20 protein-coding genes and 1 riboswitch are annotated in these 26,086 nt (G+C 47.3%); of the genes, 16 read left to right on the top strand and 4 right to left on the bottom strand.

Features of this window, described 5'->3' with window-relative positions:
* The first annotated feature begins 359 nt into the window (after positions 1–359).
* From AK95_RS05830 to AK95_RS05860, 7 genes are all read left to right on the top strand, one after another.
* Entirely contained in the window at positions 360–797 is a 438-nt protein-coding gene (locus AK95_RS05830) for a GNAT family N-acetyltransferase (RefSeq protein WP_162487532.1), read from the top strand.
* Positions 798–1,069: 272 nt separating this feature from the next.
* Positions 1,070–1,759 (top strand): alpha/beta fold hydrolase, encoded by a 690-nt coding sequence (locus tag AK95_RS05835; RefSeq protein WP_071219034.1) that lies wholly within the window; start codon positions 1,070–1,072, stop codon positions 1,757–1,759.
* Between the two features lie 314 nt (positions 1,760–2,073).
* The gene (locus AK95_RS05840; RefSeq protein WP_162487533.1) at positions 2,074–2,670 is read left to right on the top strand and encodes a hypothetical protein; all 597 of its coding nucleotides are present in this window, start codon (positions 2,074–2,076) and stop codon (positions 2,668–2,670) included.
* 35 nt (positions 2,671–2,705) lie between these two features.
* Positions 2,706–3,437: a glycosyltransferase gene (locus AK95_RS05845; protein WP_071219036.1), complete on the top strand. Its 732-nt coding sequence runs from the start codon at positions 2,706–2,708 to the stop codon at positions 3,435–3,437.
* Positions 3,434–4,666: a glycosyltransferase family 4 protein gene (locus AK95_RS05850; protein WP_071219037.1), complete on the top strand. Its 1,233-nt coding sequence runs from the start codon at positions 3,434–3,436 to the stop codon at positions 4,664–4,666. Before AK95_RS05845 ends, AK95_RS05850 begins: the two co-directional genes overlap by 4 nt.
* Positions 4,667–4,687: 21 nt before the next feature.
* Entirely contained in the window at positions 4,688–4,888 is a 201-nt protein-coding gene (locus tag AK95_RS05855; protein ID WP_071219038.1) for a hypothetical protein, read from the top strand.
* 7 nt (positions 4,889–4,895) lie between these two features.
* Positions 4,896–5,456 carry a class I SAM-dependent methyltransferase gene (locus tag AK95_RS05860; protein ID WP_071219039.1) on the top strand — a complete coding sequence of 187 codons (561 nt, stop codon included), beginning with the start codon at positions 4,896–4,898 and terminating at the stop codon, positions 5,454–5,456.
* A gap of 129 nt (positions 5,457–5,585) precedes the next feature.
* On the opposite strand, the gene AK95_RS34045 is transcribed toward AK95_RS05860, so the two are convergent.
* The gene (locus AK95_RS34045; protein ID WP_162487534.1) at positions 5,586–5,738 is read right to left on the bottom strand and encodes a hypothetical protein; all 153 of its coding nucleotides are present in this window, start codon (positions 5,736–5,738) and stop codon (positions 5,586–5,588) included.
* A gap of 146 nt (positions 5,739–5,884) precedes the next feature.
* On the opposite strand from AK95_RS34045, the gene AK95_RS05865 reads away from it, so the two are divergent.
* The 8 genes from AK95_RS05865 (at position 5,885) to AK95_RS05900 (ending at position 20,020) form a co-directional block, all read left to right on the top strand.
* On the top strand, positions 5,885–8,716 hold the full coding sequence (locus AK95_RS05865) for an NHL repeat-containing protein (protein WP_071219040.1): 2,832 nt from the start codon (positions 5,885–5,887) through the stop codon (positions 8,714–8,716).
* Between the two features lie 573 nt (positions 8,717–9,289).
* Positions 9,290–9,384, top strand: a riboswitch (cyclic di-GMP riboswitch).
* Positions 9,385–9,590: 206 nt separating this feature from the next.
* A complete protein-coding gene (locus AK95_RS05870) occupies positions 9,591–11,750 on the top strand; it encodes a non-ribosomal peptide synthetase (protein WP_071219041.1) in 2,160 nt (719 codons plus the stop codon).
* A 405-nt stretch (positions 11,751–12,155) separates the two neighbouring features.
* Positions 12,156–14,396, top strand: a complete 2,241-nt coding sequence (locus AK95_RS05875) for an AraC family transcriptional regulator (RefSeq protein ID WP_235613007.1) — start codon at positions 12,156–12,158, stop codon at positions 14,394–14,396.
* Positions 14,397–14,602: 206 nt separating this feature from the next.
* Positions 14,603–15,583, top strand: a complete 981-nt coding sequence (locus AK95_RS05880; RefSeq protein ID WP_071219042.1) for an ABC transporter permease — start codon at positions 14,603–14,605, stop codon at positions 15,581–15,583.
* A 71-nt stretch (positions 15,584–15,654) separates the two neighbouring features.
* Positions 15,655–16,557, top strand: a complete 903-nt coding sequence (locus tag AK95_RS05885) for a carbohydrate ABC transporter permease (protein ID WP_071219043.1) — start codon at positions 15,655–15,657, stop codon at positions 16,555–16,557.
* A 118-nt stretch (positions 16,558–16,675) separates the two neighbouring features.
* A complete protein-coding gene (locus AK95_RS05890) occupies positions 16,676–18,391 on the top strand; it encodes an ABC transporter substrate-binding protein (RefSeq protein WP_071219044.1) in 1,716 nt (571 codons plus the stop codon).
* 294 nt (positions 18,392–18,685) lie between these two features.
* Complete coding sequence (locus tag AK95_RS05895) at positions 18,686–19,582, top strand: AraC family transcriptional regulator (RefSeq protein ID WP_071219045.1); 897 nt, start codon at positions 18,686–18,688, stop codon at positions 19,580–19,582.
* Positions 19,583–19,639: 57 nt separating this feature from the next.
* A complete protein-coding gene (locus AK95_RS05900) occupies positions 19,640–20,020 on the top strand; it encodes a RidA family protein (protein WP_071219100.1) in 381 nt (126 codons plus the stop codon).
* A 307-nt stretch (positions 20,021–20,327) separates the two neighbouring features.
* Here AK95_RS05900 and AK95_RS05905 read toward each other — a convergent pair whose 3' ends face one another.
* From AK95_RS05905 to AK95_RS05915, 3 genes are all read right to left on the bottom strand, one after another.
* Complete coding sequence (locus AK95_RS05905; RefSeq protein ID WP_071219046.1) at positions 20,328–21,218, bottom strand: carbohydrate ABC transporter permease; 891 nt, start codon at positions 21,216–21,218, stop codon at positions 20,328–20,330.
* A gap of 65 nt (positions 21,219–21,283) precedes the next feature.
* Positions 21,284–22,174, bottom strand: coding sequence for an ABC transporter permease (locus AK95_RS05910; protein WP_071219047.1), 891 nt, complete (start codon positions 22,172–22,174; stop codon positions 21,284–21,286).
* Between the two features lie 110 nt (positions 22,175–22,284).
* Positions 22,285–23,985 carry an extracellular solute-binding protein gene (locus tag AK95_RS05915; RefSeq protein WP_071219048.1) on the bottom strand — a complete coding sequence of 567 codons (1,701 nt, stop codon included), beginning with the start codon at positions 23,983–23,985 and terminating at the stop codon, positions 22,285–22,287.
* A 347-nt stretch (positions 23,986–24,332) separates the two neighbouring features.
* On the opposite strand from AK95_RS05915, the gene AK95_RS05920 reads away from it, so the two are divergent.
* Positions 24,333–26,084, top strand: a complete 1,752-nt coding sequence (locus tag AK95_RS05920) for a sensor histidine kinase (protein ID WP_235613009.1) — start codon at positions 24,333–24,335, stop codon at positions 26,082–26,084.
* Positions 26,085–26,086: the final 2 nt, after the last annotated feature.

Here is a 26,086-nt window from a genome sequence, read left to right on the forward strand (position 1 = left end):
TTCAGCATAACGAAATGTTATTTAAAATATTTTTGTGGCCAGTCAAATTTTTGCGGAAAATGAAGAATTGGCAGATTCTGCTCAGCTGGGTTGTGGCAGTGCTCTTATTTAGGCCTTTGTTAATCCTGTTCATCGTGTTGTATGTGCTCTCGCATTGGGTAAACAAAGCCATCGTGCACGTCAATGTCTTCGGCTGGGGACGCAGAGGCGTATAAGAATTTCGAGAGGAAAAGATATATTGCTGTTTGGGAGAGAGGAAGATGAAATGAATAAAGACAAATTATGCTTGGAAATAAAAGAAGCAGAAGAATCCCAGTTGAGTTTACTTGTTGCTCAGTTTTCACTCACCTGGTAATCCCATGTTTCAGTACAACCGATATGCTACACAAAAGAGAGGTGAGGGACTATACTTAATCGCTTGGCATCATAACACCCCTGTTGGCCATTTCTTATTACGCTGGAGTGGTCCTAATGATGAGCCTGTTACTAAAATAGCGGATATTACCCATAGCGCTTTCTTAGAGGCTGGGTTAACAGTATATGAATATCGGAGACAAGGTGTTGCAACAGCCATAATCCAAGAAGCCGAACGTTTAGCAAAAGATAAGGGTTGTACCTGTATAGGGTTAGAAGTGGAAATAAATAATCCGGAAGCCAAGCGACTTTATGAAAAATTGGGCTATGTGGATTGGGGCCATGGGGATTTTTTAATCAGTTGGGAACAGATTGACGAGAATGGAAGTAAAGGAATCGGAACAGAAATTGTGATATATATGCAAAAAAGTTTGATTGATTAACTAACGGGGAACGATCGCTCAATAATGAAAACAGACGGGGCTGTCTCAAAAGTCATCAGTAGATGATGGTGGGATACCCCTTTTGTTATAAGTAGTCAAGTTCCTGACAACAGCTTTATTTAGTTAACGAGCCAAATGACAACGAGTGCAGCTGATATGATGCAGTTCTCATTTTTATATTGACTAATTGTTCATTCAATAATAAAATAACACTAAAAATTCCAGTAGACGCCTTCTACTATTGGGCCAAATTGGTTTGGAGATGATCAGAGATGGAAACACGTGTGAATCAAATTGAATTGAATGGACGCATTTTTCAATATCGCGAGAGTGGGGAATCTTCTGGACCGCCGCTTGTTGCACTTCACGCGCTGGGAAAAAGCGCAGAATCATGGGATCAAGTCGCTGTTGCATTAGGAGAAAAATACCGCGTTTTAGCTTTAGATCAACGGGGGCACGGTGGGAGTGCAAGAATAGGTAAATACACTTTTGAACTGATGTGCGATGACTTGTTTCATTTTGCAAATGCTATGAATTTGGAACGATTTACGCTTCTTGGCCATTCCATGGGGGGAACAGTATCCTATCTTTTCTCGGAAACATATCCTTCGAGAATAGAAAGATTGATCGTAGAAGACACTCCACCTCCCTTTCCGGATAAGCCCATCGAAATTCCTGCCAAACCTTCTGATCCCCTTCCGTTCGATTGGCAGGTAGTGCCTTCGATTTTACGGCAACTTAATGAACCTAATCCCGAATGGTGGCTGCGTCTTAATGAGATCATCATGACGACTCTTATTATAGGCGGTGAGTCCAGTCATATTCCTCAAAACAAATTGCAGGAAGTCTCTGAGCTTATTCCGAATTGCGAGTTAGTAATGATACAGGAAGCTGGGCACTTTGTGCATGATGATAATTTACCAGCCTTCTTGTCTGCCGTAAAAAAGTTTATTGATTTGTAAGTTTCCGAACGCTTCACATCCGATATGGCTATAGCGGATAGGAGACTGTCGGGGGAAATTGCGTTGTGATATTGAAAGTCGCTATTTTAGATGCTTTATTGTTTTTTCGGTACAAGTTTGTGTCCCGAGTCTAGACGAATAACTTTTCATGGATGCGATTTCATGAACGGAAAAGACTCTTGCAAGTCACTCTTGCAAGGAGTCTTTTTTTTGAAGATATAGTCACGCGTCGGCTCAGGCCGCTAAGACAAAGAGTATATTATTAAAGATTGGTGAAGGGAGGGATTGTTATCTACAATAACCATGTCCAGAACATGATTACCAAGATCCCGGATGGAACGCTTGTCCGCGATTCGGGCTCGGCTGTATTTTTGATTGAACACGGCCAAAAACGGCCCATTATGGATATCGACTCCTTTTATTTTTACAAACTGATGGCCAGGAAAATCATACCGCTTGAGGATATGCTGCTTAACCTGTATCCCCTTGGAGAAGGCGTGACGGTTACGGGACAGTGGGCGAAGTGCGCCCCGGCGACGCTATTCGTAAAGGGGGGCGGATCCGGGATCTTTTTGTGGATGGACAATTGTTTATTCCCGATCCAGTCTGGAGAAGTCTTCCAACGTTTGCGGTGTCAAATGGACGAAATCGTGCATGTCCCGGATTCCTTGGTTCAATCTTTGCAGATTGGACACACCATCGATGCCTCTTTTTTTCTTCAGTACCCGGTGCTTAACGGACGCCTGTACAGCTCCCCGAGCGGTCATATTTATTACGGCGAACGGCGAACGCTGCGAAAAGTGGAAGGTCCCTCCGTTTTTTCCTTCTTTCAATGGAGCGTACATCAGCTGATCTATCTAACCCAGAATGAATTTATAAAAAGTCCGATAGGAAAACCGGTACTTTCCTAACCGGGGTCAATACGCGGGTAGGAGGTCAAGATAACATGATACCGAAGGTAACGGTTATTATCCCTTTCTACAACTGTGTTTATGTTCAACAGGCCGTAGAGAGTGCTTTGGCGCAAACCTATCCCGAGATAGAGGTCATTGTGGTCGATGACGGGTCTACCGAACATATGGATCTCCTGAATCCTTATGTTGACCGCATCCGGTATATCCGAAAAATCAACGGGGGAACGGCTTCGGCTCTAAACGCCGGTATTCGAGAAGCTAAAGGGGATTATATTGCTTGGCTCAGTTCGGACGACTATTATCTTCCCAACAAAACAGCAAAACAAATGTCGTTTATGCTGGAACGTGGGGCATGGATCAGCAGTACAAACTTCAACTTCATCAACGATCGGAACTTAGTGCTCATGGAAGCCCCGAATTTTTCGTTTACCTCGAATCTGGAGCTGCTTGATCGATTGAAGAGGGAATGTCCAATTAATGGCTGTACCATCATGATGAAGCGGCAGCTCATTGAACATGTCGGCATGTTCAATGAAGAGATTAAATACACGCAGGACTACGACATGTGGTGCCGGGTCGTGCTCGCCGGGTACGAATTTCATTATTTGCATGATATTCTTCTGCATTACCGATATCATCCGAACATGGGAACCTTAAAGCACAAAGACGCCCTTAAGCGGGAAATCGGGACCCTTCAGGCCATATACGGCGACAGACTGGAGCAGCGAAGACAGGTATTACTGACAGGAGGGTGGCAGCCTTGAAAATATTGCTGGCTACCTTTTTTCAAATCCCGTACGTCGGTGGATTATGGAAATATATGTTGCAGGTGAAGCAGGGGCTTGAACGAGAGGGACATCAGGTGGATCTTTTTGGGAACGGACTGGACCGGTTTTATATTTTCAACAGCAACCAGGAGGTTCCGAAGGTACATTTCAAGGAAATGTTCGATTACAAGATAACCCCTGCTACCGCGCCTTTGATTGCGGAGCATCCCTGGGTCAGGGAAGCGGAGACCGACAGGTATTGCATGGAGTTATCGCTCGCCTTTATCGGTCTTGATCAATACGATATCATACACGCGCAAGACGTTCTTGCCGCCGCTGCCATAAAACGCATAAAACCAGAACAAATACCGTTAGTGACCTCCATTCACGCTTCTGCAGCTCTTACAGTACGGGATATGCTTGAGAACAACAAAACTACTTCGGAAGACCCCACGAGCTCCTTGGTCTGGAAATACTATAAATCTATGGAATACTTGGGGAGTTCGGTAAGCGATAAAGTCCTTCTTGCTTCCGAATGGCTTAAAGAAGTAATGGTCCATCAATTTAGGGCTCCTTCCGATCGAATTGCCCATATTCCTTACGCCATCGACATCCCTTTTTTTCAAAGCAGCATGCGTAAGGTTTTCGGAAATCCGATCATGAAGCCCAAGGATAAAACCGTGATCATCAGCACATCGCGTCTTAGCTACGAGAAGGGGATTCACGTCTTGTTGAATGCCTTGTGCAGGATGCACGTGGACCGCCAGGATTGGGAATGCTGGTTGGTCGGAGACGGTGATAAACGGTATGAATACGAGGAGTTATGTCGCCAGATGGGAATTCAGTCGGCGGTTCGTTTCCTCGGAAGCCGGGAGGACGTCCCCTATTTGCTGAGTCAGGCCGAAATTTTCGCAATGCCCAGTTTGATGGAAACCCTGTCCTACTCCGTTATGGAAGCTCAGTTAGCAGGTCTGCCCATCGCATCATCCAGTGCAGGCGGATTAAAGGAAGCGGTACGGCATAATGTTGACGGATTGCTGTCTCCTCCGGGAGACGCGCATGTACTTTATCTGCATTTGGGACAGCTGCTGTCGGATCCTTCGTTCCGACGCAGGCTTGGGGACAATGCGCTGGAGTGGGCCTTAAAAAACCGGTCACTTCAGACGATGATCAAACATTTGACAGGGGTTTATTCGGAGCAGTTGTCTCTAAAAAAACAATCCTAATTTAAAAAGGCGGTGTTTGTTATGAACATGCATCACGTTCCCGGGGATAGATACAACGGGTTGTTTTTAACCCAGCTTTCCCAGCCGCATATAGTTGTCAACCGACAGGTATGGGATCAGATTACCGCCAAACTTCCTCAAGAGTACGCCATTCCGGATTTTCGCATCATCAATCTCATGATGAATGATGAACCATCGCCTCAACGAGAAGTGGGGTGGTAAGAACAATATGGGAACATCCAATTGGCAAAATATTTCGTATTGTGTGGAACTGCTCCGGCAGATATCGCCGTCCTCGGTACTTGATGTCGGCGTTGGATTTGGCCGCTGGGGCATGTTATGCCGCGAATTCCTCGATGTGTGGTCAGGGCGGGTATTTCGTAAGGATTGGAAGGTAAGGGTGGAAGGAATTGAAATATTCCCCAAAAACATTGACCGTTATCATGCGTATTTCTACGATAAAATTCATATCGCTGATGCTTTTGAATTTATTCCGTCAACTTCGCCCGGAGAATATGACATCATAATTATGGGCGATGTTCTGGAGCATTTCGATAAGGATAAGGCGCTTACCCTGTTGAATGCCAGCATTGTTAGAGGCAAGCACGTTCTGCTTAACATTCCCATCGGATCGGAATGGCCGCAAGGCACGGTGTACGGCAATGAGTTCGAGACCCACCGCAGCATCTGGACTACCGAGGAGCTTGATGCTTTCCCCGTTAAAGCCAAGAGGCATTTTAAAGACTATATTAACCGGGATTTTTCAACGTATTTATTTTCTTCGGAGTGATAAGGGTTTCGATGGAATAGCCAATGTTTGCTTAGGCATTCATTTCCATCAACAGGCGTAGAGACAATAATGGTTGGGTGTCCAACAAATGCAGCAGCCGGGGGTATTCCCGGCTGTTTTTGTATTCTATTAATGACGGCGCCAGAGGACGGAGCCGACTGGCGTTAGACCATGAACGGCTGCCAACTGTATTTTGACACTGCTGTGGGTCAGGCTCAGCTCGACCGCTGCCGCCGAGCATATCCATATTGCAATCAGCGGCAGCAACCACCATGATGACATATGTACATCCCGTAAGGGTCTAGTGAGTCCTCGTGTTATTTACATGTATTTTACTTGTATACAAACAAGAGGATATGCTAAGATGAGATCGTATTGAAAGCGTTTACTGACTGCGAAAAAAATTTATTCGCAAAGGGGAGAGTTTAGTGAGAAGCAAGTGGAAGAGTCGAGTTGCCGCAGTCCTAACGGTTATCATGATGTTCGCAATTATTCCGTGGGCCATGCCGATCACGTATGCCGCAGATGAAGAATTGGCCAACGTTATGATCAACGGCGGCTTCGAGGATTCTGAAGTAGATGGACGTTTGCCGGGCTGGCAGCCCGATGAAGACACAGCTGCCATTACCGTAAGTGAGTCCGTGTACGCAGAAGGGGAACGAAGTCTTCAGGTGGAACGCCTGTCGCCCGATGCAGGCTCCGGAGCGGTTAGCGATGCATACGCCGTACAGCCATTCGGCAATGTCATCATGACAGCAAGTGTGCTATCGGATGAAGGCCAAGGCGGCAAAGCAGACCTCAGGTTTTATGATGCAGACGGAAAGCTTGTCTCCGTAGTGAGCGGCCTGGTCGATAAACCATCGGGCCAATGGCAGAGTTTAAGAGTGGCTGCTGCGGCACCTAAAAATGCTGCAGAGGTCAGGGTAGCCTTCTATTTTAATGGTGACCTATCCGGCAGGTATTTCGTTGACAGCGTCTCATTGAAGACGCAAGCTTCCTCCCCGTACTTAACGAATTTAGGACCACAATCTTCGAGTTTAACCTTGATGACGGCTGCGTTCGGTAAGGATAGGAATGGTCAGGATGCTTTGTTCACAGTCGCACAGGGTGATCCGGCACAATTCATCGTGATGGATGTTGCTTCGAAAGAAGTGAAATCCACTCATCCACTTGTTGCGCTTGACGGAAGCAACGTATCGGCAGCTTGGGCGATTGTGACAGCCTCCGACGGAAAGGTATACATCGGCAGTACGCCGAACGGGACGTTGTTTCAATATGATCCGGCAGAGGATACATTGCGGGCGATCGGCAAACCGGTTCCTACCGATACCGTTATCTGGACGCTTGTAGCCGGGGAAGATGGCAAAGTATATGGAGGAACGGGATATTCCCAAACGCTGTTTGAATATGATCCCGCATCCGACCAAACCAGAATCCTTAAATCCTTCAAGACTTCTTCGAAAGAGTCTCATATCCGCAGCCTTGCTTACGATTCCGATCGTCAAGTGATCTATGTGGGGGGAGCCGATGTCGCCAAGCTTTATCAATACAATCTCGCAAGCGGAACATCCACCGCGCTTCATCCGCCTGAATTTAACGGCATGACTTCGGTTTATGATCTCCGGTATGCAGGGGGCAAGCTTTTCGTGCGCGTGGATCCAGGACCTGTTATGTGTGTCTATGATCCCGATATCTCCAGCTGGATCGTAAATAAAAATACGGCCTATAATGCCCGGGGATTCTCACCATTATCGCCAGACGGCAAAACGGTGTTCTACACCTATTATGAGACTCTCCCGGGAGGCGGGCAGCAGTGGTCGCTTTATTCGTATGATGTGAATACGGGGGTTTACGGCTCGCTGGGCGTGGATGTCAAAGGAGCAGGCGTCGCTTTTGGTTATGTTCAGCTGGATCAGGCAAAGTATCCGGGCTGGACCTTGGTCGGATTGGCCGGAAATAGCGGCAGGGCATTTTATTACAATCTGGAAACCGGTTTGATTGAGACGCCGGAGCTTCCGTTTCCGGCACAGTTTGTGGAATTGTTTAACATCGGGAAGAGCACAGACGGGCAAATTCTGTCTTCGGGCTTCATTTCAGGCGGGGGAATGGGAATTTACTCGCCGACCCGTAACGAGACCAAGCATTATCCTCAAATCGGCCAAGTCGAAGGATTCGGTTCCTTGAACGGAAAGGTGTATCTCGGCGTATATCCTAGAGCGACCATCTTCGAATACGATCCAGCCAAACCATGGAACCGAACGGACCCATCAGAACCGAATAATCCGCTGCGGCTTGGTCAGCTGGGTTCAGAGCAAGACCGGCCTGTAGCCATGCTCGGGGTCGAGGAAGAAAACCTGTTATATATCGGCTCCTATCCAATCGCAGGCAAAACAGGCGGGGCTCTTACCGTCTACAATCCTGTTACCGGAAAGTTTGATGTGAAGCGCGACATTATATCCGGCCATTCGATCAATTCGTTGCTTTACAAGAATGGAAAGCTGTTTATGGCCACCGGAGCAATGACTGGCGGAGAGGGGAAACTTGCCATTTACGATACGGCTTCAGGCCGAGTAGAGCTGGAACAGGTACCTGTTCCGGGCAAAAAAGCAGTAACCTCTTTGATATGGGGCCCGGACGGTAACATATGGGGAATGGCGCTGGGGGCTCTGTTCATCTATGATACGGAACGCCAAGAGATTATTTACAGCGAGGATATGTTTCCTACAGCAGATTATGCACACAGCAATCCTCGCTTGACCGTTGGAACCGACGGCAATGTGTACGGTACCATTTATACGGGATATGTTGCTGACCACACGTACACGAGCAAGATGTTTAAGATTGACACAGCAAGCAAATCGCTGTCCATCTTGTTGGAGAGCAATGCGGAAAAGCTTGCGCAGGACGACTTTGGCAACTTCTATTTCAAATACGGCAGCGAGCTGATGAAGTATAGCGACCCGAATCTGGTCATGCCGCTAGACAAAGTACAGCTCGAGGCTGAATCGCTCCAGCTTCACCCGGGGGATGAAGTCGATTATTCTTACGAAGTCTTCCTTGAGAGAGGAAGAACGACGAAGGAGTTATCCGGCGCTCACATTGAGTATTTGAGCAGTCGTCCGGATAAGGCGGAGATCGACCCAAAAGGAAAGATTATCGCCAAGCATCCGGGGCAAGCCGAATTGTCGATTCGAATTACATTGAACGGGATAACGGTTGAATCCAATAAAATCAAGGTAAAAATAACCGGCCCTTTTTAAAACTGTTCATGACATATAGCAATATGAGGCCGTTGTCCTGGACAACGGCTCTTTATTTTATTGTCCAGTGATCCATTAGACCGGGAACTTAAGAATGGAATTACCAAGTGATTTGAACTTATGAAAGTTTTCTGATCGGAAGCGAGATGTCATGACCAGTTATAAACGGTATTTTAGTCCCGGATGACAAGAGACAAAAGTTATTGAATCTAATGATTTCCGTTGTCGTAATTAGGGCAACGGATATAGGGGTGAATTTGTAAAATAGAACTATTGACTTAATCAGCCATCATCTAATGTCCAGGTAATAACAGAAAAACGTATCCTGCCTAATGAACAAAATAGCTTTAATACATAGTTAAGTGAAGTGGAGTGAAGTCGGGGAATAGCAAAAATTAGTAAAGATTAACTATTGCGACCTAGTGTCTCATGAGGGTTATCAATATCATCAAAACCATTCTTGAAAGACAATATTGAACAAAAGACCTATCGATTTTCATTTGGAAACAAGATACAGTAAATGTAAATCGAATACATAATATAATCATGGTTTACAATTTAAATACTATTTTTGTACGACAATAGCAAACCCACCGAAAGGTGGCGACGCAAAGCTATAGGGGCTAATGCGGGATCTACTGCGACCGCAATGCCAGCCAGTTGCCGAATACAACGGGAAACCTCCGTTTTATTCATTATTTTGAATTGAAGAAAGGGGTTTTTTTGACGTTCCATAAAACAGCGATGGCTTCGCTATAAAAAAACTAGTTTGGGGTTGAAGGGGGACACTGCTTCATCGCAGAATGCGAAGAGGATTTTTCTGTTCGTTAACAATCAGACATTAATGAATCGATAGTCCGGGAGGTTGATGGTCATGGAACAAACGACATATGAAGTATCAATTGACGAAATGCCGAGGGGGGGATGGGCCAACGATGAAGGAAACCGGGTTAGTTTTTCCCTTGATTTTGCAACGACCCGAAAACTCCATGAACTTGCGTTCAATTTCGGAATAACTGTGGATATGGCACTTATGGCTTGTTATGCGATCCTGCTTGCCAAATTTACCGGCGAGGATGATCCTGTAATCGGGTATCTGTTGGAAAGACAGATGTTTCCTATACGTTACTCTCCTACTGTACATAAGCCATTAGGTAAGTTTCTGATAGAAGTCAAGCATGCCACGATGCAAGCACTCGAAGATCGGAATATGCGAAAGAATTTGAGCGGTAACCCGTTCATCAAAGCGGCGTTTACTTGGCAAAACGCCAATGCCACTCCTTATGAATCCGATCAGTTGGGGACGTTTGAGCTTGCTTTGACGGCTTTTAAGAAGGAATTTATCATGATACACCTTGAATATTCGACCCGCTCGTACAGAAAAGAAACGATCGAGCAAATGAGCGGCCACTTGAGCCGAATTGTGCATGAAGTCGTTGATTTCCCCGAGAAGGTGATTGCCGACATACGCATGATGTCAGAAGAAGAGGAGAGAAAGATTCAGGCTTTCAGCGGAACTAAGACGGACTTTCCTTCCAGCCAAACGGTCCATTACTTGTTTGAGGAACAGGTCCGCTTAACCCCCGATCGCCCGGCGATCATGACCGAGGACCATCAGATGTCCTATCGGGAATTGGACGATCACGCGAATCAGCTTGCAAAAGCACTGCAGGATCACGGCGTTAAGCCGGAGAGCGTCGTTGGCATTGTCGCGGATCGGTCTGTCAGTATGATTGTCGGGCTTACAGCCATATTGAAAGCTGGCGGCGCTTATATGCCCATCGAAGCCGATTCTCCGTGCGAAAGAATCGAATATATGCTCGAGGACAGTCGGGCGGGATTTTTGCTGGCCCCTTCCAGTTGGAAGCCTGACATTGCATTTGAAGGAAAAGTAATTTATTGGGACAACGCGAAGCTAAGCCTTGATAGCTGTTCCCATACGATATCTGCAGTAACCTCGCAAAGTCTTGCGTATATCATCTATACTTCCGGATCAACGGGGACACCAAAAGGGATCATGGTTGAACATCGCAACATCGTAAGACTGGTCAAGAATACCAATTATTTCAACTTTTCCAAGGAGCATCGAATTTTGCAAACCGGTACAATATCATTCGATGCGTCGACCTTTGAAATTTGGGGATCCCTTTTGAACGGATCTACCTTGTATTTGATGAAGGACACGGACCTGTTTGACCTTTATAAATTGAAGGAAACCATCATCGGTCACCGCATTACGGCTTGGTTCCTGACAACGGCTCAGTTCCATAATCTGGCCGAACAGGATCCAGACGCCTTTCGTACGTTAGACACCTTGCTAGTCGGCGGAGAAGCGTTATCGCCAAAGCACGTAAATGCCGTAAGGAAGAGGTGCCCCGATCTGCGGATGATCAATATGTACGGTCCGGCGGAAAACACGACGTTCTCCACTTACTTCCCGATCGAACGTGATTTCGAATCGACCATTCCAATTGGCAGACCAATATGCAATTCCTCCGCTTATATTCTTGATAAACAGTTGAAGCTTCAGCCGATCGGAGTAGTAGGAGAGCTTTGCGTCGGAGGAGACGGTATCGCGCGGGGGTATGTGAATCAGCTGGAATTGACAGAAGCCAAGTTTGTGGAACATCCGCTCCTCGGGGAAAGGTTATATCGAACGGGGGATTTGGCCCTGTGGCTGCCGGATGGCAATATCGAAATGATCGGGCGAATCGACGATCAAGTGAAGATCCGAGGGTATCGAGTGGAACCGGGAGAAATCGAGACTCGGCTATTGGAACACAACGGAATCTCGAAAGCCGCGGTAGCCGTCAAAGCCGACGGAAGTGGAAATCCGATAATATGCGCGTATTTTGTTGCGAAACAGGTGTTGTCCGAAACGGAAGTCAAGGCGTATTTAGCCCGGAATTTGCCTGAATATTTCCTGCCCTCTCTTGTGGTGCAGATGGAAAGTTTGCCGCTTACCCCTAATGGGAAAGTCGATAAAAAAGCTCTGCCGGACCCTGACTTTCTTCGTCCGATGCTCGTCAACTGAGACGAAGCGCTTAACGAAACCCAGTAAATACTTAATAAGATCTGGCTAGAAAAGGATACCAAGCAAATCGAGACCGCATTTACCCAATCTAACGATGTTTATCGTCCAGTCATCACCAATGATGGATGGGAGCACACTAATTTGGGCAGGGGAGCAAGGAAGGAAAAAAGTGAACAAAACAGATAAAGAGAAGTCAAAGCTAAAGTATGATGACGGCAAGCAGTCACCCTAAAACAAAGGTTGACTGCTTTTTCTTTTGTGAGGAGTGTAAACTTGCTGTTCCATCCGCCACTGTCGGATTATCATCAAAATTATTCTAAAGTTACTTCAACCGACAGGGGATTGCCCTCCGTTGTATAATTCATTAATACCAAGAGCATGTCCACATTACATAGGGGCGGGGTTATGATGCGCAAATCATGGTTTAAACGACTACTATTGTCCTACATGCCGGTATTTATGATTGTCATCACGTTTATTTTCTTTGTTTTCTTTCAAATGTTCAGTGAGCAAAGCCGTCGCGAGGCGCTGAATGCCAATAAGACGCTGTCTCTTCAGGCGATGCGGATCGTGGATACGTCGCTCAAAGTGATCGATAATATGATCGTCCTCGAGAGTATCAACAGCGAGTCTTTGAACAATTTTTTTAAGGCAACCTCAGGAAGTGATGCCTACATCAACATCAGGGCCGTGCAGAAGCTAAAGGAATTGATCAATTACTATCCTTTGATCGATTCCATATACTTGGTGCGATATTCGGACGGATATGTGTTGAGTGATGCAACCAACGCTTATATCGGTTCATATCCTGACCGCAAATTTATCGAAGAATATCAGGTGTCTAAGACTCCGAAGTGGACCGGCGGGCGCAGCTTCGAGCAATTCAAAATGATTGGCGGTAAACAGGTGGTCAGTCTGGTGCGGGGATCGCCATACATGAAAAATAATCTCGGCATGATCGTGGTTAACGTTTCGGCGGATTCGCTGAAAAAATTGACGGAGAATATGTACGAATCCAAGGTCAGCTTTATCCAGGCTAAAGATGCTTCCGGTCAGCTGTTGTTCGGGAGTGAGGCGAAAGTTAAAGAATCCGAGCTCTTCTCGGAATATACCTCGGACTACACCGGCTGGAAATATGGAAGCGGTCTCATCAATGGCGGATATGTCAACACGATTTCAGAACTCTATAATCTGTGGTTTGTGATCGGACTCCTCATGATCGCCGCCGGATTCATCTGGATGATCTATGTGACTCGGCGCAATGCCAGACCGATCGAGCGGATCGCCGAGCGATTCAGCGACTATTCCCTGCCTGTAAGGGGCGCGGGCTTATGGAAAGGCAGTCCCGATGAGTTCGCATTTATTGAGTCGGCGTTCGATCATATCCTGGAGCAATCCAGGCAATACCAGGAAAAATACCAGGAAGACCTTCATCTGCGGACAAGGTATCTGTTCCATCAGTTGATTGAAGGACAAACCGATATGAGTCTGGAAGAGTGGCAGGAGGAAGCCGCAATACTGAATTTACCCGAACCGCTGGACCGGTTTAGGTTACTCATCATTGAAATGGACAATTACGGAGAGTTCTGCCGGAAGTATACGGCGAGTGATCAGAATCTGCTGAAATTCGTCCTCCGGAACGTGGTGAACGAGATTGCGATGAAGGAGAGTATTCGTTTGTGGTCGGAATGGACGTCGCCCTCCTGCCTTGCCGTCATTTACTTTGAGGGGGAGGAGACAGAGGAGAGAGATGGAGAAGCTTTATCCCGTTTTGGCACGAAAATGCTGGGCTGGACCGAGCAAAATTTGAAATTTACCGTTACGATTGGAAGCGGCGAGGAGGTTTATCGGATCCAAGACCTGTCCAAGTCGTATAAAAGCGCAGCCCAAGCGCTTAAATACAAAATCGTACTCGGGGAAAACCGACTGATCCGCAGCGAGGATATCGCTGGCACCAGCCATGCCGAAGTGTACGCTCACCTAGGAGAAATCAGCTCGATTATTCAATCCTACCGAATGCTGAACATAGGGTGGGAGGAGGCATATGAGGCATGGTTCGGACAGTTAAAGGGCAGCCTTCTTACCAATGAAGAGATATTTAACCTTATGAATTATTTACTGTACAACGTCGGCCGGGAGCTTTCGGACATGAATAAGGATGTCTACCGCGAGTGGGCCCAGGAACGGCTTCCCCTACTTACGGAAATGTTGGACCATGGCAGTTCACTGGAGCAGCTGCGGATTGAAATCAAGCAGGTCATGACCAGTTTGTTCGAATCCGTGGGTCAGCTACAAGAAGGCAGGCAGTACGCAGCGCTTATCCGGGAGATCTGCAAGCTGATCGAAAGGGACTATGCCAACCCGGACTTGTCGCTGGAGATGTTCGGGGATCGCTTTCAGCTGAATCCCAAATATATAAGCAAGTTGTTCAAGGGACATACCGGACAGAGGTTCGTCGATTTTCTTATCCAGGTACGGATGCGTGAAGCAGTGAAGCTGTTGTTGGAGACGGATGCCTCTGTACAAGAGATCGCGGAGCGGGTTGGCTATACCCACGCCATCTCGTTAACGCGTGTATTTAAACGGATTATGGGAGCGGCACCAGGCGAATACCGTAGCAATCAGCTCCGCAAAACGAACAGTTGAAAACGGTTTCTTTGTGGAAAACGGTTAAGGTGGCGAGTTCATCGCTGCCTTTTTCGTTATAAATCATGCAGGCGAAAATGGTTAACCCGTTTATTCTTGTTTCTTGTTGATCGCAAGATCGGGCGTTTACAATGGCAATACATTCCGCCGCATCCAAAAGGGCGCTAACGATATCCGCAACATACAACGAAAAGGAGTTCATGCTGATGCGAAGTCTCAACAATAAATTACATGGCGGTCCCGGGCTACCCGGTCCTGCTCAGGTCGGCACCCGCTCCCGCCCGCAAACGACGTGGATCCGGATCAGGCGCCACTGGCAGCTGTATCTGGTTCTCCTGCTGCCCTTTCTTTACTTGATTGTATTCAAATATGTGCCGATGGCCGGGATCGTGATTGCATTCAAGGATTACAGCGTCATTAAAGGGATTTGGGGAAGCCCTTGGGCTGGATTCAAATACTTTGAACAATTTTTTGAATCCCCAAACTTCTGGCTCTACATCAAAAATACGCTTGGGATCAGTTTCTATGGTCTGGCCGTCGGGTTTCCGGCACCGATTATTCTGGCGCTCGCCCTGAACGAAATCCGAAATGGGCTGTTCAAGAAGAGCGTACAAATGATAACTTACGCTCCTTATTTTATATCGACGGTTATCATGGTATCGATCATTATCGTCAATTTGACGCCCCAAGTGGGCATGGTCAGCAAGCTGTTCGAAATGATGGGAGTAACCAATACGAATTTTATGGGTATGCCTGATCTGTTCAAATCCATTTATGTCTGGTCCGATGTCTGGCAGTACACCGGATACGGGGCGATCATCTATATCGCTGCGCTCGCCGGAGTAAATCCTGAGCTGTACGAGTCGGCCAGGGTGGATGGGGCTTCCCGCATCCAAAAGATCCTCAAGATTGATATCCCCAGCCTGATTCCCGTGTCAGTGATCATGCTGATTCTGAATCTTGGGAACATTATGAAGCTGGGTTTCGAAAAAATTTATCTAATGCAAAACCCTCTCAATCTCGCCTCTTCCGAAGTCATATCTACTTATGTGTATAAAGTAGGTCTGCTTGGGTCGAGCTTCAGCTTCTCGGCGGCGATCGGCTTCTTCAACTCGGTGGTGAATTTGCTCCTGTTGATCGCCGTGAATTACATCGCCCGAAAGCTGTCGAGCAGCAGTCTGTGGTGAGTCGAATGAATTCGTCGCCGAGGCCGACTGAAACCATACCTAAATGAAAAAGGTGCCAAGGAGGGAACAAAATGCCCAAAACAACAACCGTTATTCGGGAATCCCGGGGGGACCGCATATTTGTCGCTTTGATCTATGCTTTCCTGACCTTGATTCTTATCATCGTGGCCGTGCCATTGATTTATATTCTCAGCTCATCCGTAAGCTCGCCGCAGGCCGTCGTGTCTGGAAAGGTATGGCTCTTCCCAGTCGATTTTACATTGGATGGATACAAGGCGGTATTCCAGAACCCGCAGATCGGCGTCGGCTATATGAACTCCTTGTTCTATACGGTCGTAGGGACGGCGATCAACGTGTCACTGACAATCATGTTTGGATATCCGCTTGCCAAGCGGACGCTGTACGGCCGCCATTTCTTTATGATTGTGCTGGTTATTACCATGATGTTCGACGGGGGCTTGATACCGTACTATCTCCTGGTGAAGGATCTTCAGTTGCTCGACACCCGTTGGGCGATGATTCTGCCGGGAGCCATGGGCGTGATCCAGGTAATCGTTGCCCGCACCTTCTTCCAGACAACCATCCCGGATGAACTGTCCGAAGCGGCGGAGCTGGACGGATGCAGCGATATCAGGTTCATTCTCAGCATCGTCCTGCCTTTGTCCAAACCGATTATTGCCGTCATGATGCTCATGTACGCGGTTGGACATTGGAATGCATATTTTGACGCCTTGATCTTCCTGAGATCTCCGGACTTGTTCCCGCTGCAAATCATTCTACGCAACGTCTTGATTCTGAACACGGTGGATCCGTCGATGATGGCCAATGTGGATCAGGTGCAGGCGCAGCAAGGCCTGAAGGATCTATTAAAATATTCACTGATCGTGGTCGCGAGTGCACCGGTACTGATCATTTATCCGTTTGTTCAGAAGCACTTTGTCAAAGGAGTCATGATCGGTTCCTTGAAAGGATAAGTGGGAACCCAGCTTAAGGGAGGTGGTGCGGTCTTTTATTCAAGGAAGATACGGGTGATTGGAAGTTTACTGATTGTGATCAGGAATAACATGAAAAAGAATGGGGGGAGTTGTTTTGATGCGCAAAGGGTGGACGAAGTCTTTAATCGCGTTGTTAATCTGTCTGTTGACCTTGACGATGCTGCTGAGTGCCTGTGGAGGATCTTCCAATCCGGAGAACCCGGATGCTGCTGCTGGTGAGACAGGGGCGGAATCGCCTCCGGAACAAAGTGAATTGTTTACAGAGGTCGGCACCTATCCGATTGTGAAGCAGCCGATGACGATAAGAATGTTTGCACCGCAGTTCCCGACCATCGAGGATATGAAAACCAATGCCTTTACCGTGTTCCTGGAAGAGAAAACGAACATCAAAATTGATTGGGATCTGGTTCCGAACAATGCCTTGAAGGATCGCAAACAGCTAATGCTCGCCAGTGGAGACTACCCGGAAGTCATCCTGCATGGGGACCTTTCCAAAGAAGAACAGATGAAGTATGGATCGCAAGGCGTGTTTATCCCGTTGAACGACTTGATCGAACAATACGCGCCGAATATAAAGAAGGCGATGCAGGATATCCCATATATGAAGGATTCGATAACGGCCCCCGATGGCAATATTTACGCCCTTCCTCAAGTAAATGAATGTTATCACTGCGATAACGCATTGAAAATGTGGATCAACAAGAAATGGCTCGATCAGCTGGGACTGTCCGTTCCTACCACCACAGAAGAGTTTTACAATGTCCTGAAGGCTTTTAAGGATAAGGACCCGAATGGAAACGGCAAGGTCGACGAACTCCCGCTTTCTGGATCAGATGAGATGTGGGCGGGAAACGTTTCGGCCTTTCTGATGAACTCCTTTATTTTAGATGATTATACCGAGAAGAACGCGGGCACCTTCCTAAGGGTCATTGACGGCAAGGTTGATTTTACGGCAAATAAGGATGAATGGAAGCAAGGGTTGATTTACTTAAACAAGTTGTACAAAGAGGGATTGATTGATCCGGCTGCCTTTACACAAAACGCTGACGCGGTTCAGCAAATGGCCAACCGGGAACCAGACAACGTCATGGGAGCTTTGTCTACTGCGCTGATCAGTTATGCCTACAGCATGGATGATAAAGCGCCGCGGCATAAGGATTACGTCGCGGTTCCACCTCTAAAAGGGCCCGGCGGCGTTCAGCAAACCCTGAATTTTGCCGGCATTGGTAATTCCCAGTTTGCCATTACGAATAAAGCGACCAACGACCAGCAGATTGCAGCGATCCGCCTCGCGGACTACCTTTACACCGAAGAAGCAATTCTGCTTCAGGAGAACGGACCGGAAGACAAAGGTTGGCGAAAGGCACAAGACGGAGAGCTGGATATTAACGGAAATCAAGCAAAATATACGTCGATTCCGAAAACGGACAAGAAGCCAACGCATAATGACGGATGGGAACAGATCGGGCCTTCTTTAAGAACTTATGCGTATCGAGCTTCCTGGACCGCACCGCAAGATCCGCTGGCACCGGATGGATATGGGACGCGGCTGAATCAGGTATCCAAGGAATATGAGCCGTTCCATTCCAAGGAGCAATACCCAAATGGCGTATTTATTGCGCTGGAAGACGCGGAGATCGCGGCACAAATCAAGACTTCGTTGATCGATTACGTGAAGTCCAACATGGCTCAATTTATTACCGGTTCTAAAGACATCAATAAGGAATGGGATGCTTACGTCAAGGGATTAGACGGACTCCAGCTAACCCAATACCTTGAAATCTACCAAAAAGCCTTGGAAGCGAAAAAGTAAATGATGAATCATTATGGGGTTCTCCGCAGTCGGCTTTACCGACCGAGCGGGCCCCTTTTTTTCTTGTGAGATAGCATTTCGGTGCCAGACATTTCATTAAGCTAACGGGCAGGATAATGCGAATATTAAACGAAAATATTTGTAACGGCTCCCTTGATGGCGCTGTCCATGCTCGGCTTTGTACTACAATGAATGTACATTTACATTGTCCAAGAAGACGCAACTAATTTGTGCACAAATAGTTGCGGTACGAAATTGACAGGATATTATACTTTTGTCGAGAGGAGGAATCTGATGGAATGGCTTGAACGGATGAATCGCGCGATGGACTATATCGAATTAAACTTGGCTGGAGAGATTGAACTGAGTGAAGTTGCTCGTAGAGCATGCTGCTCGTCTCATCAGTTCCAGAGGATGTTCTCATTCATTACTAATGTAACGCTGGCAGAGTATATTCGGCGCAGAAAGCTCACTCTTGCCGCGCTCGAATTGCAAAATAACAAAGCGATTAGAGTGATCGATATCGCCATAAAATACGGCTACGAGTCTCCGGTTTCATTCGCGCGGGCATTTCAATCGCTTCATGGGATCACGCCGGCAATGGCTCGCCAAGACGGAATTGCTCTTAAAGCCTATCCACGCCTCTCATTCCTGATTACGATCAAGGGGGTGGATGCGGTGAATTATCGGATTGAAACGAAGGAATCATTCGAAGTTTTCGGTATTGAAAGAGTTTTTCAAAGTGATGAAAGTGGTGATGCACCGAGCACGCCGGCACAATTCTGGCAGCAATCCCACGCCAATGGCGAAGTTGAGAGACTTGCTTGTAACGCCGGCGACTTGCCCCGTTTTGTAAGCCAAGATTCAAACAAAGTACATGGAATTTGCAGTTATAAAAAAACGGGAAACGACACGTTTCCTTATATGCTGTGTTCCTTTAAGAGCGGAACCAGCAACACAAAAGGGTATTCAACCATAACGATTCCCGCACAAACATGGGCCATCTTCCCCTCCGAACCGATTGCTTCGGATGCATTTGGTGAAACCATTGAGACGTTGTATCGACGATTTTATGCGGAGTGGCTCCCGACGTCAGGCTATGAGCAGGTGGATGAAATGGAAATGCAAGTTTGCGGCGAAAGAGGCGGCCTTCACACTGTTGAACTGTGGTTCGCCGTTAGGAAAATCTAATGCATGCATCCGACTTTGAACACGAATCCCGATATGCTAATAAAGGAGATGGAAAAAATGCTAAGAAAATTCAACCCTCCAGGTGTGGTTTCCTCGGACATTTATCACCACGGAGTAGAGGTTACATCATTCCAACAAATGCTGTTCATCTCAGGTCAAGTAGGTGTAGGTCCGGATGGAATTCCCGGTATAGGTATTCGGCAACAAACGGAATTGGCGATCCATAATTTATACAAAGTTCTTGCAGGTGCGAATATGGATGCCAACGACATCGTGAAATCCACAATCTATTTAACGGATGAAAATCAACTGGGTGCCTTCATGGAGGCTGGGGCAGGGGCCTTGCCAACTCCTCCACCGGCGACGACGTTAGTTATTGTCAAAGCTCTTGCATCGCCTGATTTGCTTGTTGAGATCGAAGCCATTGCAGCGAAGTAGTTTTTTTATTATACATTGGATACCCAAGTTACGGGGAAGGATGATAACCAGGGAACAGAGAACAGACTCCTTTCGATAACACCATATGCCTTAACCCATCAATACGGCATGCGTGTTAAAGAGGAAGGCAGACGAGCTCATGGTCCCATTATATTAAAGTTTTTTATACATGAAGCAACAGCAAAAAGGGGCCGTTTCTCAAGATCTAAGATCGTTTGGGACGGCCCCTATTTACAATATGGTTTAATATAAATGTAAAGAAAATGGTATGGATCTCTGAAACCTGTTGTTGTCCTGGCTGTGTGAGCTACTCTTTAACCGAACCGAGCGTAATCCCGTGGATGAAGAAGCGCTGAAGGAATGGATAAACGATAAGGACGGGCAGCATCGCGATGAAGATTTTGGCGGCATCGAGTGTCCGGTTGGACAACTCCGACAAGCGACGGTACTGGTCCTCGGACATCGTCGATGGATCAACCGAGACGACAAGCTGCTGGATATACGTCTGGAGTGGATAGAATTGCTCACGGGACATGAAGATCAGACCGTACAAGAATTCATTCCAGTGATACACGATACTGAACAGCGAGACGGTCGCCAGCACCGGCACGGCCAGCGGGATGTAGATCTTGAACAGGATGTACCATGGTCCCGCGCCGTCGACAAGGGCGGCTTCATCCAGCTCCTTGGGCAGGTTGCGGAAGAAGTTCATCGTGAGGATAACATTGAAGACGAGTGTCTGCGCGCCGCCGACCAGGACAAGTGCCCAGATGCTGTTCAGCATGTTGAGCTCTTTGACCGTCAGATACAGCGGGATCAGACCACCGTTGAACAACATCGTGAAAATGAGAATCCACATGAACACATTGCGCCCCTTGAACTCTCTTGCTGTCCGCGAGAGCGGGTAAGACATGAGCACAACCATGACAAAATTGAGAATAACCCCGAGCAGCACTCGCTCGGTCGATGTCCAGAAGGACCGGAAGAACTGATTGTCATTGAGAATCTGGTTATATGCGTTGAGATTGAAATCGACCGGCCATAGCCAGACCTTACCGGCCGCAGCGGCAGAGTTGGAGCTAAGCGAAAGGGAGAGCGTGTACCAGATCGGCAGGACGCATGACAAAGTAATGCCTATCAGGACTACAATCAGTATAATATCCGTCACACGGTTGCCGAACGTCCGGTCTCTGACCACGGTCAGCACCTCCTACTCTAGTTGGAATGGGATGAGTTTACATTGCTTTGCATCAGGATGAATCCTTAGAATATGCGATAGTTAACAAAACGGTAAGCCAGATAATACGAGACGGATATCAGCAGGAAGCCCACAACGGACTTCAGCAGGCCGACGGCGGTTGCAAGTTCATATTGCAGGTTGAGCAAACCTGTACGATAGACCCAGGTGTCAATAATATCACCTGTAGAGTAGACGAGCGGGTTGTACAGATTGAAGATCTGGTCGAAGCCCGCGTTAAGCACATTACCCAAGCTGAGTACCGTAAGCAATACGGCTGTCGTGCGGATCCCGGGCAGCGTGATATGCCAGAGACTTCTCCAGCGTCCTGCGCCATCGATGTTGGCAGCTTCGTACAGTGCCGGGTTGATCCCGGTAAGCGCGGCAAGATAGATAATGGTACCAAAACCGAATTCCTTCCAGACGTCACTGCCGACAACGAGGAACGGAAACAGCTGGGAATCGGCAAAGAACAATTTGGGCTGGTATCCGAACAAAGCAGTCAGTTGATTGACGGGTCCGTTATAGGAGAACAGATCAAGTACAATGCCCCCAAGGATAACCCAGGATAAAAAGTGAGGCAGATAGACGATGGTCTGAATCCAGCGTCTGAGAATCATCAGACGAAGCTCATTGAGCATGAGTGCAAACAGCAGAGGCGCAATCAGATTGGCGACAATCTTCATGGACGCGATGACAAGCGTATTTATGAAGACTTCCTGCGTATCCTTCAGCAAAAACATATACTTGAAGTGTTCGAGCCCCGCCCAATCCGAGCCCAGGATTCCTTTGCCTGGATTAAAATATTGGAACGAAATGACGATGCCGAACATCGGAACGATGCTGAAGACGAACAGCCATAGAAATCCCGGGATCAGCATCAGATAATAATGTTTGGCGAAACCTTTCATTCGCATGACAGCACTCCTTTCCCCGAATCCTACTTCGAATGTTCCAGAGCTCCTGACAGGTGCTGGGAGCTCTGGCTATATGGTTCGTAATTTGCCTTAAGATTACTTCACAAGTGTTACTTCACAAGTGCGTCCTTAACCTCCTGGGTAATCTGGTCGCCGCCTTGACGTTTCCAGTTCTCGACGAAGGAGTCGAATGTCTCCAGTGGAGCCGCGCCCATAATGATGCGCAGGAAGGTCTCATCCTCTAACTTTCGCAGATTCACCCAACGGCTCTCCATTAATGGCGTCTGCTCATACAGAAGACTGGGCACCTCCTCAAACTCGGTATCAACCAGCGGCCTGCCGCCCACCATCATGGAGTACGCTCGTGTCCATGCTCCCCAGTTCGCTTCAGGGTTCCATGTTGAAAGATCCATAGAATCGTAAGGCTCGTTTTTGATCGTCTTGATGCTTGCGATGTCCGAAGGCAGCAGTTTGTAGGCTTTGTCATTCGCAAAATCCTCTGCGGTTTTATTCCCTGCCAGCACATCACGGAGGGCTTTGACTGTAAATTCAATTTCATCGGATGGTGCGTACACCACGCGGAGCGGATAGTAACCAGGACCGCCTTTGCTTGGGTCAAAGGTGTTCTCTTGCTCGTTTTTAAACAAATTGTTAAGTAATTTCATCGGAACTTCCGGATGCTCGTAATCTTTCCGAACCACCACAAACTCAGTAGAAGGCGTAGCAGCATGTGGTCTAAATTCGCCATTCTGATTCAAAGGCAGGGCATAAGCTTGCCAGTTGGCTTCGGAATCATTTTTTACAGCATTGGTTAGCGGGCCATAAGCCATCCACCATGGCGCAAAGAACATTCCGGATTTACCGGCGATAATGGGCTCATCCGCTTTGTTACGAACGCCCATCTCAGGATCAATAAGTCCCTTGGAATATAAATCTCTTAAACTAGCTAACGCCTCGCGAGTCTCCGGCAGGATTGATCCGTACACAGGACTGCCATCCTCGCCCTCAAGCCAGTATCCAGGGAACGAGTCATGCGCGGAGAAAATGGCGTCAAATCCGTACAAATTGTTCTTCGACTCCAGGAAGTTAGCATACAGCTTACCACCACTCTCCGGTCCGGTAATCCCAATCGTATCGCGCTGACCGTTGCCATCCGGATCATCTTCGACGAAAGCACGGGCGACGGCCTCAAGTTCAGACATCGTGGTTGGCGGTTCAAGGTTCAGCTTATCCAGCCAGTCCTGTCGGATCCACATGAGGTGGATGCCATCGGCATTGGCTTGCACACCCGGAAGGGCCATGATTTTGCCATCGAATGTTACCGAATCCAGGGCAGCACCGTTGGTGTTTTCAATGATGGTCTTTATATCCGGGGATGCATATTGCTCATACACATCCGTTAAATCAGCAATTTGGTCGGCTTCGACCAATTGGCGCAGCTCAACGGCATTGACGACCATAGCATCCGGCAAATCGTTACTTGCAATAGCGAGACTGATTCTCTGACGAAGATTCTGGCCGGAGGCAGCAAATTGATGATCGACGTCCACATTAAGCGCTTCCTTAATCTGACGAGTGTATTGATTGTCCAGCGGCGTGTCGCCAGGCGGCAATTCATTATCGGTGGGATCGATTTCAATACTGATGCTGATCTGGACAGGTTCTTCGTAGCGGCCAAATGGATCAGCGGGTTCGCTTGACTCCGCGCTTTTCTCCGGTGCAGCCGGCGTGTTATTAGTTGTATTGCTGCAAGCACCCAGAACGAGAAAGCAGGCCAGTAAAAGCGCTAACGTTTTTGACTTGTTTTTCATAATTACACCCCTTCTATCAGATTGAATGGAATAACTATCCCTATGGACCATTTAACTGTAACACAATGAAACCGCCTTCAAGGATAGAAGGTGGTTTCTAAATGAGGGGGTCATATGTACAAAAATTTACGGCTGTTCCGGGTGGTTGGACATTTCACCCACTAAGGAGAAGACATTTGTCTACCCTGTTTTTTTCAACTGAAAGATAACAGCTCAGGCATCTGGATTATTGAAATCTTTGCTCAATAATCAAATTTATTTGTGTTATATTCTAGAAAGATTTTTCCACCTGTTTCTGTTTATGCACGTCTTAGACCTGATTCGAAGAGAGGAGGAGTCAATAATCGATGGGGATGCTAGCGTTGAAACCGGAAAAGGATTGGAAGTCCCGCCTGAAGCGATTGACCTTGAAAAATAGAATTCTTTTACTGTTCGCCGCAGCAACATTGATCCCTTTCATCTGCACCTGTTATCTTTCATACAACACCATTACATCCATTCTGAATACGAAGCTGCAATCCGGCATTCAAAGCAATTTAAAGCAGGTCAGATTGTCGCTTGAGAACACGCTGAACAATCTGAATCACGTATCCCAACAACTGTCCTTTAAAGGGAATGTCGGCAGGCAGCTTGAGATGTTTTTGATGGCGAAGCAGCCGTATGACCGGAGTTATCTGACGGATGAAATCAAAAATCAGCTGAATCTCATCACGTTCACCAATCCCAATGTTGGATTAACGCTGTATTATTTACGCGACGATCAGACCACTCTTTTTGAGAATACAGGCATGAAACAACCATTCCATCTCGATAATCTTCCAATCCTCGCAGAGTATTATGGCATCACCTATTTTGGACCGCATATCAGTCAAGACCGGTTCAACAATCAATATGTGCTTTCCGCGTTGCGAAAGGTGGACTTGCCGGAGAGGGAGGATGCCTTTGTCTACATTGAGTCCGGTTTCAAGCTGACGCAGAGTATTCTTGATTTGGATGAAGTCAGCAAGCATACCAATCATTTAATTCTGGACAACAACGGAAGAATTTCTTACAGCGAACTTCAAGATATCTTTCCTGAAAATTCATTTTTTACGGATACACTATCGCCATCCCTGGTAACAGGTATTACGTCCGACTATTATTGGTATCGACAAGTCAGCAATCAGGGCTGGAGCGTGGTTTCGCTTATTGCGAAATCCGACTACAACCGCGAGAAAAATCGCTGGATGATGCAGATGCTTGGGCTGGCGCTGCTGTTCGCCGTAGTCAGTCTGACGATTGGCTGGCTTCTATGGAAAATGGTGTACCGGCCGCTGTCGCGCTTCCATAAGGAGATCAAATCGATTGCGGGCAGCAATTTTAATGCGGCTGCCACACAGTCGAGCATCCCGGAATTTGAGATGTTGTTAAACCAATTTCAACATATGAAGGTTCAGATTACGCAGCTGTATTCTGAAATCAAGGCCAAGGAGAAGCGCAGAGCGGATCTGGAGATCGAGAAGCTGCAGTATCAGATCAATCCGCATTTTCTGATGAATACGCTGGATACCGCTCACTGGCTTGCCGTTATGAACGGTCAGGAGGAGATCGACAGGCTTGTCACCTCGTTGAACAAATTGCTTTACTACAATCTCCGCAAAGGCAACAGTGTCGCGACGATCAGGGATGAGATTGATTCACTGAAACAATATCTCATTCTCCAGCAAATTCGATACAATTTTCAGTTCGATGTCAAAATTCATGTGGACGACGCACTGCTCGAAGTGACGGTTCCCAGATTCATTCTGCAGCCGTTGGTTGAAAATTCGCTCTATCACGGGCTGGATGACAACGGCAGAATCGAGGTGGTGGTTAGAAAGAATGACAGATTGGAGATCGAAATTCGGGATAACGGTGGGGGGATCTCTGAGGAAACGATTGAGACGTTGCTTGAGCAGGAACAGACTGAGCATCATAGAGTGGGAATGGGAATCGGACTGAATTATGTCAAACGAATGTTAGAATTTCATTACGAAGGGAAAGCGAGTCTGACGGTAACAAGCGAGCTTGGCAAAGGTACCCGCATTATCATTTCGATACAAATTGGGGAGGGAAATTAACG

It is taken from the genome of Paenibacillus sp. LC231 (genome assembly GCF_001860525.1).
Lineage (GTDB): Bacteria > Bacillota > Bacilli > Paenibacillales > Paenibacillaceae > Paenibacillus_AQ.

Bases quoted from the DNA above. Each gene is read 5' to 3' on its own strand.
- AK95_RS05835 (WP_071219034.1), top strand. From the start codon at position 1,070: ATGGAAACACGTGTGAATCAAATTGAATTGAATGGACGCATTTTTCAA.
- AK95_RS05880 (WP_071219042.1), top strand. From the start codon at position 14,603: ATGCGAAGTCTCAACAATAAATTACATGGCGGTCCCGGGCTACCCGGT.
- AK95_RS05915 (WP_071219048.1), bottom strand. From the start codon at position 23,985: ATGAAAAACAAGTCAAAAACGTTAGCGCTTTTACTGGCCTGCTTTCTC.
- AK95_RS05845 (WP_071219036.1), top strand. From the start codon at position 2,706: ATGATACCGAAGGTAACGGTTATTATCCCTTTCTACAACTGTGTTTAT.
- AK95_RS05870 (WP_071219041.1), top strand. From the start codon at position 9,591: ATGGAACAAACGACATATGAAGTATCAATTGACGAAATGCCGAGGGGG.
- AK95_RS05895 (WP_071219045.1), top strand. From the start codon at position 18,686: ATGGAATGGCTTGAACGGATGAATCGCGCGATGGACTATATCGAATTA.
- AK95_RS05840 (WP_162487533.1), top strand. From the start codon at position 2,074: ATGATTACCAAGATCCCGGATGGAACGCTTGTCCGCGATTCGGGCTCG.
- AK95_RS05910 (WP_071219047.1), bottom strand. From the start codon at position 22,174: ATGCGAATGAAAGGTTTCGCCAAACATTATTATCTGATGCTGATCCCG.
- AK95_RS05920 (WP_235613009.1), top strand. From the start codon at position 24,333: ATGGGGATGCTAGCGTTGAAACCGGAAAAGGATTGGAAGTCCCGCCTG.
- AK95_RS34045 (WP_162487534.1), bottom strand. From the start codon at position 5,738: ATGTCATCATGGTGGTTGCTGCCGCTGATTGCAATATGGATATGCTCG.
- AK95_RS05900 (WP_071219100.1), top strand. From the start codon at position 19,640: ATGCTAAGAAAATTCAACCCTCCAGGTGTGGTTTCCTCGGACATTTAT.
- AK95_RS05885 (WP_071219043.1), top strand. From the start codon at position 15,655: ATGCCCAAAACAACAACCGTTATTCGGGAATCCCGGGGGGACCGCATA.
- AK95_RS05875 (WP_235613007.1), top strand. From the start codon at position 12,156: ATGATGCGCAAATCATGGTTTAAACGACTACTATTGTCCTACATGCCG.
- AK95_RS05830 (WP_162487532.1), top strand. From the start codon at position 360: ATGTTTCAGTACAACCGATATGCTACACAAAAGAGAGGTGAGGGACTA.
- AK95_RS05890 (WP_071219044.1), top strand. From the start codon at position 16,676: ATGCGCAAAGGGTGGACGAAGTCTTTAATCGCGTTGTTAATCTGTCTG.
- AK95_RS05860 (WP_071219039.1), top strand. From the start codon at position 4,896: ATGGGAACATCCAATTGGCAAAATATTTCGTATTGTGTGGAACTGCTC.
- AK95_RS05855 (WP_071219038.1), top strand. From the start codon at position 4,688: ATGAACATGCATCACGTTCCCGGGGATAGATACAACGGGTTGTTTTTA.